The following is a 15,991-nucleotide window of genomic DNA, read 5'->3' on the forward strand; positions in this document are numbered from 1 at the left end:
TTCTTTTGACTACCAGATGGTGAAAATCAGACCAGGCTCAAGGTAGATATCCAGACCTTGAGTGAGCAACAAGTAAAACGCGATAACGAACGGGAATGAGGCTCCAAACAACACCGATTTACGTCGTTCGCCAAGAAGGTAAAAGCCCGCAAGCAGGAAGAATCCTGTCGCTAATACAAAGCCGATGTAAGTCAAACCCAGACCATAAAGCGCCATCAAAACTAAAAAGGCGATAAGCAATTTCCAGTTGAATGACATCACAGCGCCGCTTTGTTTATCGGGCTGACCAGTGACCAATAGCATTAGCGCTAAACCAATCCCGACGTAGGTCAGAATGGTCGGTAAAGTGCGAGCCGTGAAGGGTTCGTATTCATCCCCGGGAAAGAGAGGGATTTGCGTAGTTTGGTAGCCATAGCATAGGCAAAACAACAAAAAGATCATCGCGCCAACACGATCGCGGCACAGCAAGTTCTCTTTGGTAAAAATATTGGTTGAATGAGACATATCCAACTCCTAGAACAACAGGAAAAGACCGTATATGGGCGTTAATGAAGAAGGACCAAGTCATTAACAATTAAGCGCATCGCTGCTAGTCGAGTTACTTAGTGTTTACCAATCAATAAACAAAGGAGTTTTTACTTGTCGAATATCGACAATGCCCATATACGGTGAAATTAGAGTGCAAATACAGCGGGGCTAGGGATAGCTAACCCCACAAACTCGGATGGGAGTTATTACTTTTTAAGGAAACCTAATTCGCGCATTAGATCGCCCATTTGCTGCTCTTGCTCTTCTAGGAACGCGAAGAACTCTTTATCCGCTTTGTAGTTGTCAATCCAACCATTGCGGTCACGAACAACTTGCCATTCGTCCGTTTTGTACATCTTGGTCAGAGCCGCGTTCCATTCATCGAGTTTGGCTTGGCTCGTGCCAGGAGCGGCAAAGAAACCACGCCAGTTCGCGAACACAGTCTCATTGCCGTATTCTTTCAGGGTAGGGATGTTTGGTGCAGCGTCTAGACGTTTTGGTGCCGTAATCGCCAGTACTTTTACCTGACCAGATTTCGACATCTCTAATACTTCGCCAAGACCGGTTGAAAGCAATTGTGTTTCGCCAGACAGAAGCGCTGCCATTGCTTTGCCGCCAGCGTCATACGCGATGTAGCGAACTTTACGCGCGTCAAAACCTTCGCCTTTAAATGCAGCTGCGACGACAAGGTGATCCATCGAGCCACGAGCAGAACCGCCGGCGATTTTTACTTTACGTGGGTTAGATTCGAAATCTTTGACCACATCTTCCCATGTGTTGTACTTCGAATCCGCGGAGGTCACGATAGCGCCGTAATCAGCAATCGTTGCGGCTACTGGTGTGAGATCTCGGAAAGATTGCGGGAAGATACCCGTCAGTGAACGAACAACGATTGGGGTTGAGTTCACCATCAACGTATCAGGTTGGCGCTCAGCGGTTTCGATAAGGTGTGCAATGGCTTTACCACCACCGCCACCAGAGAGGTTTTGGAAAGAGACATTTTCAACGATGTCGGATTTAACCAGTACATCACCTGTACCACGAGCCGTCATATCCCAGCCACCACCAGCACCACCAGGGATTAGAAAGTGGATTTTTTCAACATCAGCAGCAAAAGTGTGGAAAGAAAATGAGGCTGCAATGATGGATGCGGCGAGCGTTGGTTTGAGTACCTTTAACATGTTTCACGTTCCTTATGTTGGTGACTCTCTTGTTTTGAAGAGTCTTATTATTTGTTCTCCTAGCAAGGTAGGGTGACTCGCTAGTGATGAGTTAAAGGTTAATAAGGTGTTAACGTGATGTCTCTAATGCGTAGATAAAGAGAATATTGAGCATAAACGACGTTTTGTTCATAAAGTTCACGCAAATATACTCATCAAAGAATGTGGTGAAAGACTAGGTTGGTCACATCAATGGAGTGTCTAAAACCGCCATAATGATGGAGGTTGAATAGGGAGGAATAGAGATGAAAGGAACATGTTTATGTGGCGCTATTGAAGTGACCGCACCTCAACACAATGAAGTGAGCTTTTGTCATTGCGATATGTGTCGAAAGTGGTCAAGTGGGCCTCTGCATGCGGTGCATTGTGGTCCCGGTGTGACATTTAACGGTGCTGAGCCTAAACGCTATCAATCATCCCAATGGGCAGTACGAGGTTTTTGTGGTGAATGCGGCACGAATATCTATTACCACTTGTTGGCAACAGATGAATATATTCTTTCTGCGGGATTATTTAATGAGCCAGATTTCAAATTAAGCTTAGAGATCTTCACTGATGAGAAGCCCGCATACTATGATCTGCAACCACACAGCAAGAAAATGACAGCTCAAGAAGTTTTTGACCAATACGCGCCAGAAGAGTAGATAAAATGAAGTTTCTCTGGTTAAAGGTTTTACTGACAGTAGCGGTATTTGCAGGTTTATTTTTGATTGTCTATCAGCAAGTACAAAGTGGTGTAAGTTGATCATTAAAAGCCGAGTATTAACTCGGCTTTTCGCTCTTTGCTCATGTGCTCGTTTGATTACTTAAGCATGTGAACATAGTTATAAAACTCGACATCTCGTACGTAACCGTGTTTCTCATACACGGATTGTGCGGTTTTATTATCAATACCAGTGCTTAACATAACAAAGGCAGAGTCGGTCTCTTTTGCCAGTTGGTCCGCTTGTTCCAATAAGCGTTCACCAATCCCTCGTTTTCTCTGTGATGAATCCACATACAAATCGTACAGAAGCCAAATCTTACGCATTTCTAGCGAACAGAAGAGTGGATAAAGCTGCGCAAAACCGAGCGTCCGCCCACTTTCATCCGTTGCGTAGTACACGACTGATTCTTCATTCTCAATACGAGCTTTGATAAAAGACTCTGGGTCTTTACCTGAAACATCGACTTGATAAAACTCAAGATATTTTAGGTAAAGAGGAGAGACCTTTTTGACATCAGAGACACCTGCTTTTTTCACGACGATCATAATAAAACCTTAAGGGTATATAAGACATTAGCTAGCATACGCCGATTGAAGAATAAGATTTCGTAGTAATCTAATCTCTCTAAAATGGAGCTCTAGCAATAGTCGTAAAACTTTGTGATGGTTAACTTATTCGTAGTTGCAGTTAGACTCGTAGCGCCGTGAGATGGGCGGCTGATACTGAGGAAACAACCTGACTCTTTTATCTGTTCAGGTGACTTTTCCTTGCCTAAGTAAATAAGTAATGACGGTTTCTCGGTCGGTCCGATATTGGCAAGGTTCAACCCTTGCACGCCCATCGCTTTCTCTACATTGAAATCATCCAACGCTAGCGTTCCCAATCTGACATAAATGTTCAGTTCTGACAGTTTTGCTAACGGCATTTCTGCGACACCTTGACTCTTAGCGTGTGTCATCATCTCCTGGTTGATGTCATGAAATTTGTCGATAAAAGATTCCAAGCTGTTGAGTCGATCTTGACGTTGCTTCTGCATGATTTGTGGTGCTGAAAACAAACTTATTATGGCTAAGAGAATAAGCGCTACAGTCACTTCGGTTAAGGAGAATCCTTTTTGCTTCATAGATATTTCTTACAGATAGAGGGGGCATACAAAAGAAGCGTAATGTTAGCGAGCTAGGTGCTTAGGATAAATTTGAGATGACCGATTATTTCAACAGTCGAAACCTATGAAAGAACTGAGACTGTGGTTGCGATAGTGGTACTTGCCGATTAATAACCTTTTGGTCGCTCCTTGTGCAAGTCTATGAAAAATATGTACTAGACTTGATATTAATATGCCTCAAGTTGCCAACATAGGTAGCGAATTTTCTTGTCGTCAATGCCATTGGAGGGCGTTATCGCATGAAAACTAAATCAGGTTCTCCTCGTAAGTTTTCGATTAAGTTCACCGTCGGAAGTCTCTTCATATTTGCTACTGCAGTGACTGCGTTACTCGGGGTTGGTATGCAATACTACTTTGGTAAGCAGATGTCAGAGGAACATATTTTGACGCGCTTAACCATGACGGCTAAAGACGTCAGTAACCATATCCATCAAATTGATGCGAGTGCAACAAGTAGTGCGGGGATACTGCGGAGTGTAGCTGATTACAGTGATACACAATTTAGTGAAGATGAAATTCAGCACGTATTTACCCAAACCTTGATTGATAACCCTGTCTTTTACAGTATTTACTTTGCGAATCAGGAAGAGTTCTTCTTTCAAGTAGTTAACTTGGAATCTTCTTCAATTGTTAGAGGAAAAATAGGAGCGGCACCTGATGAACGTTGGGCGGTTATCAAAATTGTAGGAGAAGGCGAAGAGCGAACAAGATATTCCTTATTTTATTCAGAGTCGCTTGAGCTGGTTCGTACTACAAAACAAAGTAGTAACTTCTATCCATCTCGGAGACCTTGGTTCGACAATGCCTCAAAAAACAGTGTCTACAAGACCGATCCCTACTTATTTCAGCATTTAAAAATCACCGGTCAATCCTATTCTGTTCGCAGTAATAAAGGCGCAGTGATCGGTGTCGATACCGTGCTCTCGTCTCTGAGTGAGAAAATCACAGCGACTGAACTCGGAATGAAAAAAGATGATGGCGTAGAGTCGTTCATTTTTAACAATCGAGGTGAAGTGATCGCTTCAAGCATCAACGTATTTCAAGAGGTTGAAATTCCGACATCGCCACCGTTAACTTTAACAAAAGAACAGCAAGCATTATTGAATGATAAAGAGTTTGTTGTGTCCAACCAGAATGATTGGGGACCATACGATTATACCGAGAGTGGTGAGCCTGGTGGCTATGCTATCGATGTTTTAAAACTCATCGCTGAGAAAACGGGCATGGCAGTGGAGTTCGTAAATGGCTTCAGTTCTGCAGAATTGGTGAAGAAGTATCGCAATGCCGAAATAGATATACTTCAGCCAGTGCTTGGTGCTCCCTCTGAATTTGGTCTCAAGAGCCATCCGATATTTTACGGACAACTGGCTATCGCAGCCAAAATCGATATTCCGATGCCCGTTTCTCTAACTGAACTCACGAACCAAAAAGTGGGCGTCGTCGCTGGCTTTGGAATGAAGGAGTGGTTACTCGAACGTTATCCGACACTCAATATTGTTGAACAACCTAATCTCGATTTAGCAAAACGAGCGCTGCACATGGGGGATATTGAATACCTTGTAGACAGTTACCTAACCATGGTCGAGATGAAGCGACTAGTGAAAATTACCAATATCCATGTGACAAAATTGACGGAATCACCTCTGGAATTTTCTGTGTTCATGCAAGATGAAAACAGTGGATTGATGCAAGTTGTCAATCAGGCAATCGACAGTATTACACCAGAACAACAATCCGCGTTGGAAGAGAAGTGGTTTAAACCCCATCAATGGCGAGGCAGTTTTGCGCCTTATCCAGAAGTCTATGAGCTAGCAACCCAAAAAGACAAACACGACACGATGAACAAAGTGACCATTGAGGGAGAGCATCGATTTCTCTATATCACTAAGTTGCAATCTACTCGTGGAACAAGTGACTACTTTGCGGTGTTAGTTTCCGAGCAAGTCGTTACTGATGCTGTCACCAGTCGATTATCCAAGGCTATTGCGTTTACCTCTATCGTGATGGTTATCTTGTTTCCATTAGCATGGAAGGTTGGATCACCTATTGTGCATCCGATTCTGGCGCTTCGAAAAGAAACCATCAAAATCAAAAATCGTGAATTTGACCAATTAGCTCCGGTAGAAACGCGTATCAAAGAAGTTTCTGACTTGTCTGACTCAGTTACCGAAATGACGCAAGAGATTCAGCATCACGAGCAACAGCAAGAAGAGTTTGTTGAAGCCTTTATTCGCCTTATCGCGCAAGCGATCGATGATAAGTCTCCTTATACTGCGGGGCACTGTAATCGTGTTCCGGAAATTGGCTTGATGTTGGCAGAGGCTGTAGAGAAGTGCGACACCGGTAAGTTCAAAGACTTTAAGTTCAACAATGACGATGAACGACGTGAATTCCGTATCGCGGCTTGGTTACATGACTGTGGCAAGATCACCACGCCAGAACATATCGTTGATAAAGGCACTAAGTTAGAAGCCAACTATAACCGCATCAATGAAATTCGCACTCGTTTCGAAGTACTAAGGCGAGACGCTGAAGTGGAAATGTGGAAGTCGATATCTACTGGTGAGCTTTCAAAAGAAGAGGCGCAAGCCAAGTTCGACCAACGAGTTGCTCAGTTGGACGAAGACTTCCGGTTTGTTGCCAACGCCAACGTGGGTGGCGAGTTTATGAGCGACGATAAGATTGAGCGCATTAAACAAATCGCCAAACAAACTTGGTTGCGTCACTATGATGATCATCTTGGTCTTTCTCCGTTTGAAGAAATGATTAAGCCAAAATCCGACGTGACGCTACCCGTGGTTGAAAACCTTTTAGCGGATAAGCCTGACCATATTATTGAACGTGTTCGCCCGTTAGAATTTGATCCTGAATATGGCATTAAAGTGCAAGTACCAGAGCATCAATACAACTTGGGTGAAGTGTACAACCTGACCATTTCCCGCGGGACGTTAACACCAGAAGACCGCTTCAAAATTAACGAGCACATGATCAGTGGCATCAAAATGCTGGGGGCACTGCCATTCCCTCCGGAGTTAAGTAACGTGCCGCGTTACGCTTCGACTCACCATGAGACCTTGAAAGGCACAGGCTATCCGCGTCGGTTGAGTGCAGAAGATTTATCAACCCCAGAACGCATCTTGGTGATTGCGGATATCTTTGAGGCGCTAACCGCAGGTGATCGACCTTACAAGAAAGCCAAGCCAGTGAGTGTTGCGGTCGACATCATGTACAAGATGGCACTTGATGAGCATTTGGATATGGACTTGTTCTTATTGTTCTTAGAAAGCGGGGTTTACCGTGACTATGCCAACAAGTTTATGCCAGCCGAACAGGTTGATGAGGTGGATATTGAGAAGTATCTGAAGTCGAAATCATCAGACGCGTAAGCCAGAGAGCTTAGAGCGTTTAAACCCTACAACTTCAGAGAGTGGCGCATTCGTTGCCACTCTTTTTGTATCAGAACTTGGTAGCGCGTTGGTAGCTCAACGTTATTAGGAGGAGGTAGCAGTTCTGCCGCTTCTTGTAACGAGAGACCTGCAAAGGGATGTTGATCTCGACAGCTGAGTATGGTCATTGCCAAGGCATAGAAATCATCGTTCTTGCTTGCCTGGCCGATACGAAGAGAAGGGCGTGTCGAACTATAGGCTCGGCTAACGGTTGTATGTGAATGCTCTCGGTATTTAGCATCAACTCGAATCACACTGCCAAAGTCGATAAGCCGAACTTGGTTCTTTGGCGTCACGATGACGTTATGTGGCTTGATATCGCCATGCAGATAACCCGTTTTGTGCAGGTTTAGCAAAGCGAACTCAAGCTTGGATATTAAATCTTGAGGTAATAAATCAGGTTCTATTGCGTTAAGTGTTTTACCTTCCAGGTATTGGCTCATTAACCAGTCGGCGTGGTTTTGCGAGCCGTAACCATGAAAGTTCGCCCAGTAATCCGACGCGTATTTGGATAGAAAGTCCGCTTCCGCCATCAAAGCCCGTTTCTCAGCCAAGCTGCGCGCTACTTTGATGACCACAGTGCCATAAAGCTTGTGCTCGCACTGAAACACGTTTTCGCTCAAAGGCGCTACATAAGTAACGCCACAGGCTCTAAACAGGGTTTGATTGGCGAACGTATTCATCACTAAATGCTCGCAGGTAACACAAAGCCCGCAAAGAAATTTGGCACGAACGGATTGTTCTGACCTTGAGTTTTAATCGTTAAGCGAACCTTGTCGCCATTGTAATCAAACTCAAGTTGAGTACTTTGCGAAGAAGTTGAAGTGACGCGCGGCTCAATCAAGCGGAACCATGCCCAACTGCCTTTAAATTGCTCATTGGCAATCGGCGTTGCTTGTTTTTGTAGACGCACTGTAAGTGCATCTTGCGCGACAGAATCACCTTTCCAGCTTTGTTGTGTCCACAGCATCGGACCGTGTTGATAGGTGAAAATCGGTTTTTCAGCCCGAATGGAAAACTCAGTCAGTGCCGAGCTCATCTCTGTTGGTTTCATCTGGAATTGAATCGCGACGTTTTTCGGGTCAGCTAAAAACAGGGCAGAGCGAATGTCTTTGGCTTTATCAAACATCAGCCAAATCGCAGGATCTAACGCAAAGCCGGTATTTGGCAGTAAGCCGGACATAAACGGCGCACGTTGCTCTGTCGAGAAGCCTTTCAACATCGTTTGATAGAAGGTGTCCAATGTGCCATCAGTTTTAAAGAAGGCAGCAACATCCGCGGTGCTAGCATCGCTGTTGGCACTTTTCTTAAATGGGTAGAAAGCCGCGATGGTGTTTTCATAAGGCTGGTAGACTTCGCTGTTCCACATACTATTAAGATATTGGTGAGCTAAGTTCATCACCAACTCATTGGTTTGCACTGTCACGTAGTCAATCACTTCACCGGATAGTGGTGGCTGGGAATCGGTCAATGACGCCAACTGTGCGACCGGATTTTGCGCTTTTAAACCTGCAGATAACGTTTCGTAAGCCACTTTGTCTGGCGTGTTGGATTTGTAAAACTGATCGAGCCATTTGGCCGTGTTCGCAAAACCTTCCAGAACGGAATCTATTGGTTTCTTACCCTGATCGTCTGGCGTCACTTGTTTGTGGAAATCATTAAACGTCAGCGTGATTTGTCGAGCGGACTCTTTCTTCTCGTTGTCTTGCGCAGCATCGGCAATCTCCTCATCGGTTTTCTTCTTCGCATCTTTTGGCTCAGGTAGAAGAACCGAAGTGTAGTTGCTGATGGTGGTAAACAGCTTAGACATTGGATTGTTTGAGGCATTGTTGAGCACGTTCAAGCTGGCATTCAATTGCTCAGAACCGGAAATAGTTTTCACCTCGATGCTGTTAATAAAATCTCGCCAGTAATTGATGTAATCGTTCTGATACATGCGCTTCAAGTCGTGGCTGATTCGGTGCATTTCTAGTGCACTTGGGGCTTGTCCTGCGATGCCTTCATAAGCGGATAACGCTTCGATAAGAAGAGGAGATTCCACCGAAAGATCCAGCTCGTTAAAGCCAGTCGGTGTGTACAAGTAAGGCACGAAGTAACCCACGTAACCAGGTTTGAATTGGTATATTTGGCTGAAGTTGGAGCCAAGTTCTTTACGCACGTCGATGCGTTTCTCGTACGCATGATCGTTCAAAATGTGTTGGTAGAGTAGCGTCTCGATATTGGATTGATTGATGACTTGCTTCGCCAACCCCTCAAGCTCTTGATTGGCAGTTGTCGCCACTAAGTGCTGGTTAAACACATCGTCGAGCAGCACTTTAAGCTGAGCAACGTTGGTTTTGTCCGCTTCGCCTTGGTGCTCCAAGTTTGCTAGGAAGTAGCTTTTGAGCTCTTCAATGTTGGTACGATTTTTATCAAACAACAGTCGATAGTCATTCAACAATTCGAGCGTTCTGGCTTGATCTTCCAAGTTCACATACACATAAAGGTCATTCTCAATGGTGTGTGCCATAGAAGGGAGCAAAACTTGTTGTAGCTCTTTGGTATAAGCCGCTTCAACTTCTGGTTTGATGGTCGCATTCGGTAGGAATGGCAATGTATACCAAGGTTCAGGGTCTTGATACAGCGCGTAAATGCGATGCATGGTGTACAAGTTTGGAATGTTGCCCACCAAATCTTCTTTGCTGTATGGCTGTGCTGCGATCGCTTCTTTGTAACGTTCTAACATGCCATCGGCTTTGGCTTCACGATTGGTTTGATAATCGAAGTCGAGCTTGAGAATCGTCAGTGTACCAATCAATAAACCGAGCCAAACTAGGGTGTAGGCGGTTTGGCTGAACCACAACCAATTCTCTTTGTGGCGGTTAACCCCAACTAAAGTGTTTTCATTTAACACAACATGAGACATCAAATGCTGAGCAAACAAGGTTTGTTGAACGGGCATTTGTTGGTGTTGCTGATATTGCTCATTGCCGAGGGATTGATTGACCACGTTCGCCAGTAAATCATGCTGTGCGAAATCACTGCCACTGTGGGTAAAGTAGAAGCCGCGGAAGTTGAGCCCATCTGTGTATTGGTCACCTCGATGTAAACGCTGTAAGAAGTGCCACAAATTCTGTTTGAGCAGACCAAATTGGTAAGGAGCACCACAAATGGCATTGCGGAAATCTTGGTTAAGCTGTGCTCCCAACGCGTTACTCATGTTCGAAATCAACTGACCGATGAGATGGTCGTATTCGTCATTGAACCAATCGGCATCAATGCCACCATGTTTTTGCACTGGGCTGGTGGCGCCGAACACTTCATTGCGTCTCGCTTCATCAAACGCAGAAAAGAACTGACAGAAATCGCTCACTTGACCCATGTTGGTTAGGACATTGTAGACAGGTAAGTTCAAACCAAATGAACGATTGAATGCTTTGATTTGCGATTTCAATTGGTCGGCTTTTTGTGAAAGGGTTTCACTATTACCTACTAACTGTTCAATTTCTGTGGTGAGCAACAAGCCGTTAATCGCTTGTCTCGGACGCAATTTATTGAGGCACTGGCACAGTGTTTTTAAGTAAAGCGGTTGTTGATCGTCGCCCATGCTGACGGAAATGAGAATTGAGTGTTCACTAAGCCAAAATAGAATTGGAAACTCAATGTCGTTGCCAAAATCATCCACCTTATAAGCTTCGTAACCCATCTGCGTGATGATGCTTTTGTCTTTGCCTGGGTTATCACTGAGTAACAGGTAAATCGGCTGATCGTAACGGCTGGTTAAGCGCTTTTTACGTTTTTGTACGCCGAGCATTTTCTTGAAGTGGAAGGCGAGTAACTTGGAACGTTTGATGATTAGTGCACGTTCTTGGTCTTGCTCAAGACTCTTTTTCACCTTGCGGTTGATTAACCAAAAGCACAGCCCAGCAGAGAGCAGCGCCACAATGGTCGTCGTGATGACGCCTGCCCATAAGAAATCAGGATACGCAACAAACCAAGTCAGTAAGCCGCCTAAGATTGCCAGAAGCAGAAGGGTAACAAGGCTCCAAATGATTGCCTTTTTTCTTGTTGGTGTGTTTGGGTTGTCTTGCGTCATCGTGACTCAACCTCGCTTTGTTTGTTTTTGTTATGCACCACTAAGCCGTTGACGTTGGCATTCTCTCGATACCAGTTATTGATGGTTTTCGCTTGTTCTGAGTTGTCACATCGAACAATGACGCGAACGTATGAATTGATATTATCCGCGACAGGTTGATAGTTGGATGTCGGCAGTTGGGCGATAAACTTCTCGGCGTTTTTAAGGTTAGAGAAGGTCGCAAGTTGCACCAACCAATGAGTGTCCGCTGCAGGGGGCGTCGTTGGATTGCTCGTCGTTTCTGGCGCCGAAGTTATCGCTTGTGGCGTCACGGCTTTTGGTTGGCTCGGCACTGGACGAGGTGGTTGAGTGGTATTTACCGCGACTTTATTGCCTTTTAAATCGTCGTCAGTGCTGACATAAACGATGTCTTCTGCACGACCAGATTCAATATAGCGTTGGCTGTACTCACCAAGCTGGACAAAATCTCGTGCCCGCTGTGGTTTGGTTTTGTTGTACCAGAAATAGGTCAGAGCAACGCTCAACCCAATGATAGTTAGGAAAAATAACGTGGTGACAAGGTAACGTTTCTTGCGCGTTGGTTTACGTGTTTTAGGCACCGAAACCTTAGTATGACAATAGATTCCACCGGCTTGTCGGTACTGACTTAAAATCTGCTCTAAGCGGTAGGTAAAACTCTTTAGCTGTTCGCTGCCCGTTTCGCGGTACTGACCTTTAAACCCGATATTGAGAAACAGATAAACCACTTCTAATAAGTCGATCAGCTTGTGCGGTTGGCGCGCTGCTTTCTCTGCCACAGTAAAGAAAAGCTCACCACCGTTGCGCATACCAAACAGTTCACTGAGTAAGGTTTTGTTCTCCCATCCGCGTTTTTCACCCCAATCGGTGTAGACAATCAACTCATCCAAAACCACGGCATACAGGAAACAGAGCTTGTCGATCACGGCGACTGGGTAGGTCAGCTCTGCGCCTTTGGTTTTGATCTCATTAATAGAAGCCACCAGTTGATGCCTGAGCGTGGTGATGTCTTCGGGCTCCGGCAAGGTGTTGATCTTGAGCGTGACAGCCAGTAACTCAGAACTGATGTTGATCAGCTGATTCTCGGCTTTATCGAAATGATGTAAGAACCCTATGTTGGCTTGCGCAGCGTTGACCGAATGCCACTTTACGTCTGGCATGTCGGTGTCTTTACTTACGAAGTCGTTTTCGCTGCTGTCCCAAACTAAGGTGTCTTCATCCAAATAGTTCATAACTTACTACCTCAGTGCGTACAGCATCACTTCTAGGTCGCCAACACGTGTATCGACGTGCAGCGCAAGTGCATCGCGGTTTTCAATCATTTCTAACCAATTGCGGTCTGATGTATCCACTTCAAAATACGCTGTGCCTTGCATCGGCTTTAGTTCGCTTGGTGCAACAGGAAGCGGCGTCAGTTGCACGCCAGAAAGGGCATTACGCACGATCTCGACAATCTTGTTATTGCTGCTGAGTTTCGCTGCTGCAGGGAACAATTCGTTAAGCTCGGTGCTGCTGATATTGGAACGGACACTTAGAACGAATCGGCGATCGGACAGGTTGTGACCATCTTTCACCAACGTGCGCAGCAAGCGTCGTCGTTCAAACAATGAAGTATCGAAGACAAACTCAATCACCGAGTCTTGTTGAACCAGCGTGAGCATATTGCGCAGATTCGAAAAAAGCGGATTAAAGCAATCATACAGACGATGGAAATCTAACGGCTGACACGGCTCTGGAATTGCGGGTGTAGATGCCATGACTTGCGCTTCAAACTTGCGTAGCTCCAAATAAAGCTGATGGGTTTGAAACTTTGGGTTCGACAAAGATAAATCAAACCACGGAAGCCAAGTGTTGAGTGTTTGCAGCCATAGGTAATCCTGCATCATCGACTGTGGGCTCTTTTGTCCTTGTCCAGCTTGAATACGTTTGAGCAAGCTGGTGGCGCGATTGGAGGTGAGGGCATGAATCTCTTTCAAACGTTCAACCAATAACTGTGATGCACCGTAGTGCAAACACGCAGGAATAAAAGAACGGTCTAGCATCACTTCGCCCGTTTCGCTGCATTCCAACACTTTGGCGAAAGGAATCAGGGTAAAGCCCGAAGTGTCTTCGCCTTCGAGTTTTATCGCTATATTGAGTTGCGCGACGTCCACCTCAACGCTGGCATTTTCAGAGGTTGAAGTATCAAATACATTGATAGTGCGTGTGAGATAGCGGCTTTGCTCCGATTCATCATTCGCATAATCATTATTGCCTTGCAGAGAGACAGGCAGCGCTAAGTAAGCCATTTTCTCAATCGTACCGTGCGGCACATCTCTGGCAACTTCGCGTTTCAGTTCGAAATGCGTGCCATCTGGGAACAACCCTGCGCTAGAAGAGACGGAAAGCTTGCCAATTTTGAGAAGATCATGGTTGATCATCAAGTCGGTCACACCATAGTAAGGGGCATAACCAGCAAGCGTTTCGACGTTTTGTCTGACGTAGTTTTGTGTGTATCTGTCTTGTTGTTGAAAGTGTTGCGGGGCAATGAACATGCCTTCTTGCCAAACGACTTTTTTATATGCGTCCACGAGATTTCCCTATCTACTGAATCGAGTTAAAAGACATCCCACCAAGGCGAATCTGGTGTCACGGTTTGCAATGCTGCTTTGTTACCGCTGATCTTTAACTGGATATATTGTTCTTCTTCCTGAGGCGTGGTTGTCACTACCATCGCCGTGCTTGCATCATATTCGGCAAATTCCACCAATACGCCGATGTATTGAGTGGTCTTGTTGATGTCTAAGGTTTGTTTGCTGTTGCTGTCTGGCATTACCACAGGCAGCACTTGCTTCGACACCAAGTTGGCGCCTAATAGGCTCACATCATCGTTGTACAAATCGATAAATGGCAATTGTTTAAACTGCTGGGCATCAGTCAGTTGATACAAGCGCACTACCACGGGATTGGTACTGTTGTTAACACTGGGGTTAATCGTTTTCTCGGCGCTTACCGCCAATTGATATTGCGTGACAACCGGTGTTGGGTCGGATGAACATCCCACCAAAGCGAAAGCGAGTAAACTTAGCCAAATCTTCATCAGCTTTCCTCGCTTTGCTTTTGCATGTTTTCCATAAACATCGCTTTAAATTGACGACGAAAATCACCGTTGTCTTGTCGATGTTGGAAGTGTTTGCGGTAGATTTTCCAATACTTCTTGTCTTTGCTACTGAACAGTCCGCCAGACACAAATTCGCTAAATTGATTCTCTAGTTGGTTTGGCGCGAATTCATTGAGGAACTGTTCGAGTGTTTTGTCCAACGCATCAAACAAAGCATCATGTGCAAGCGGTGGGTTGCGAAGGTATTGCTGATTCTTCTCGGTATTCGTAATCAGCTTTTCGATGGAGGCTTCCAGCTCTGACGTTGGAAGGTGGTCTCCCGGAAGATACTCAATCTCCGTAGAACGCTCCATTGCTTGCTGCTGTTTCGACACCTCATCCACTTCAAAGTGATCCGCCAGTTCGTCATCGTCGATGTCTTCAAACGGGTCGGAGGAGAAGGGGTCATCGCTCATTACATTTTGGTGAGAGTAATGAACTTCCGATTTCACGGGTTCGACGATATCTCCTTCATCGAGAAAATCGACATTGTCTTCCAGTTGCAGGTCGAACTTGGTCGCAAAGAGGTCATCGGATTGCTCTTCGACAGGCGCTTTGCTCGACGTGAGTGTTGATACCAACATTGAATAGCTTTCGATCTTTAAAATGTCGCCATCGTTGAGTGGGTAATCTTTATCTCTCACCATGGCTTTATCGTTGAGGCGAGCCGGGTTCTTGCCGGTACTCTTCACCAAATAACCTGTGTCAGTGAGACGAATTTGTCCGTGGATACGCGAGATGCGTTTTGATTGATCGGGCAATGCCACTTCACAAGAAGCAGAACGCCCAAACTGCCCGCCAGACTCGGGCAGATAGATGACTCTTGAAGTCACCACCTCTTCAGAGGGTACAGAAATCAAATGTATGCTGATCGCCACTTGTTATCCCTCGCATTTAGCCAACGCTGTGTTGAAAGCGGTTAAGAAACCAGAATATTTGTCCAAAAAGCGGTTAGAGAAATACACGCCCATTGGCTTGGTTTCGAATACTTGAGAATAGAAGTAATCGCTTGGAAGAGAGGCTTGGCTTATTTCCGTGTGGAACACTCGTTCATCTTCCAGTGCGACGTCAATTTCTCTTTGTTTTAAAAGCCTTAGTAAAACCTTAGCATCTCGTGGCTGCTTAACGACGTTGTATCCATTACGTTTCAGCCAAAACCATGTGCTTGAGCCAAATTCTGCCGAGAACTTAAGGTTCAACTTTGACAAATCATCAAGCTTAGGCTCTACACCGGGACCAAAATACCAACGCAACTTTTGCTCGGTAATAGGAGCAGACAACGTTGCGTAGCTGTCGTGCTCTCTGGTTTTCGGCGAGACGAAAAAGCCGTGTTGTTGACCACTGTGCACGTGGAGTTGTGCGTCAGACCATTCCGTCATGGTCAGTTGGTAAGGTTGTCCCATTTCGCCCAGCGCGCATTTGACGCGATTGAGCGCAAACCCATCCATGTTTTGATTCTGGTGAGTTTGGTACGGTGCCCATTTGTGGGTCGCAAGCAGCAATCGGTCGGGACCAATCCAAACTTGTGCCCAAGCTTCAAACGAGAAAAGGGCACCAAGCAAAATAAACAGCGATGAAACCAGCTTGGTTATTTTGCGGAAAAAGCTCACCCCACAGCTGACCGCCGCCTCTTGAACAAGAATCGAGGTGGTGACAAGATGGGGTGAATGTACGCTTCTAAACATCATGATTC

At 45.4% G+C, this 15,991-nt stretch carries 13 protein-coding genes; 2 read left to right on the forward strand and 11 right to left on the reverse strand.

The genetic code is table 11. The features are described 5' to 3' along the window. Positions 1–9: 9 nt before the first annotated feature. The gene (locus tag ABMY42_RS18820) at positions 10–504 is read right to left on the reverse strand and encodes a tripartite tricarboxylate transporter TctB family protein (protein ID WP_005451900.1); all 495 of its coding nucleotides are present in this window, start codon (positions 502–504) and stop codon (positions 10–12) included. A gap of 230 nt (positions 505–734) precedes the next feature. Further along, positions 735–1,709: a tripartite tricarboxylate transporter substrate binding protein gene (locus tag ABMY42_RS18825; protein ID WP_079325604.1), complete on the reverse strand. Its 975-nt coding sequence runs from the start codon at positions 1,707–1,709 to the stop codon at positions 735–737. A 284-nt stretch (positions 1,710–1,993) separates the two neighbouring features. On the opposite strand from ABMY42_RS18825, the gene ABMY42_RS18830 reads away from it, so the two are divergent. Beyond that, positions 1,994–2,392 (forward strand): GFA family protein, encoded by a 399-nt coding sequence (locus ABMY42_RS18830; RefSeq protein ID WP_005451902.1) that lies wholly within the window; start codon positions 1,994–1,996, stop codon positions 2,390–2,392. Between the two features lie 158 nt (positions 2,393–2,550). On the opposite strand, the gene ABMY42_RS18835 is transcribed toward ABMY42_RS18830, so the two are convergent. Further along, the gene (locus ABMY42_RS18835; protein ID WP_005451904.1) at positions 2,551–3,000 is read right to left on the reverse strand and encodes a GNAT family N-acetyltransferase; all 450 of its coding nucleotides are present in this window, start codon (positions 2,998–3,000) and stop codon (positions 2,551–2,553) included. Positions 3,001–3,092: 92 nt separating this feature from the next. After that, positions 3,093–3,578 carry a prepilin-type N-terminal cleavage/methylation domain-containing protein gene (locus ABMY42_RS18840; protein WP_009696964.1) on the reverse strand — a complete coding sequence of 162 codons (486 nt, stop codon included), beginning with the start codon at positions 3,576–3,578 and terminating at the stop codon, positions 3,093–3,095. A 281-nt stretch (positions 3,579–3,859) separates the two neighbouring features. Between ABMY42_RS18840 and ABMY42_RS18845 the strand changes: the two genes are divergently transcribed. Continuing rightward, positions 3,860–7,006 (forward strand): HD domain-containing phosphohydrolase, encoded by a 3,147-nt coding sequence (locus tag ABMY42_RS18845; RefSeq protein WP_069687091.1) that lies wholly within the window; start codon positions 3,860–3,862, stop codon positions 7,004–7,006. A gap of 26 nt (positions 7,007–7,032) precedes the next feature. Here ABMY42_RS18845 and ABMY42_RS18850 read toward each other — a convergent pair whose 3' ends face one another. From ABMY42_RS18850 to ABMY42_RS18880, 7 genes are read right to left on the reverse strand one after another with little or no spacing between them, the layout of a single operon-like run. Beyond that, positions 7,033–7,749, reverse strand: coding sequence for a protein kinase (locus tag ABMY42_RS18850; RefSeq protein WP_069687092.1), 717 nt, complete (start codon positions 7,747–7,749; stop codon positions 7,033–7,035). Between the two features lie 2 nt (positions 7,750–7,751). Next, entirely contained in the window at positions 7,752–11,141 is a 3,390-nt protein-coding gene (gene tssM / locus ABMY42_RS18855) for a type VI secretion system membrane subunit TssM (RefSeq protein ID WP_069687093.1), read from the reverse strand. Further along, positions 11,138–12,391 (reverse strand): type IVB secretion system protein IcmH/DotU, encoded by a 1,254-nt coding sequence (icmH, locus tag ABMY42_RS18860; RefSeq protein ID WP_281187666.1) that lies wholly within the window; start codon positions 12,389–12,391, stop codon positions 11,138–11,140. The genes tssM and icmH overlap by 4 nt, the downstream gene beginning before the upstream one ends. Positions 12,392–12,397: 6 nt before the next feature. Further along, positions 12,398–13,729 (reverse strand): type VI secretion system baseplate subunit TssK, encoded by a 1,332-nt coding sequence (gene tssK / locus ABMY42_RS18865; RefSeq protein ID WP_349266634.1) that lies wholly within the window; start codon positions 13,727–13,729, stop codon positions 12,398–12,400. 26 nt (positions 13,730–13,755) lie between these two features. Then, positions 13,756–14,238: a type VI secretion system lipoprotein TssJ gene (tssJ, locus tag ABMY42_RS18870; protein ID WP_349266635.1), complete on the reverse strand. Its 483-nt coding sequence runs from the start codon at positions 14,236–14,238 to the stop codon at positions 13,756–13,758. After that, a complete protein-coding gene (locus ABMY42_RS18875) occupies positions 14,238–15,176 on the reverse strand; it encodes a type VI secretion system-associated FHA domain protein (RefSeq protein ID WP_349266636.1) in 939 nt (312 codons plus the stop codon). Before ABMY42_RS18875 ends, tssJ begins: the two co-directional genes overlap by 1 nt. 3 nt (positions 15,177–15,179) lie before the next feature. Beyond that, positions 15,180–15,983, reverse strand: coding sequence for an ABC transporter substrate-binding protein (locus tag ABMY42_RS18880; RefSeq protein WP_041060152.1), 804 nt, complete (start codon positions 15,981–15,983; stop codon positions 15,180–15,182). Positions 15,984–15,991 lie beyond the last annotated feature (8 nt).

Source organism: Vibrio sp. SSH13-20, assembly GCF_040104475.1.
Taxonomy (GTDB): Bacteria; Pseudomonadota; Gammaproteobacteria; order Enterobacterales; family Vibrionaceae; genus Vibrio; species Vibrio harveyi.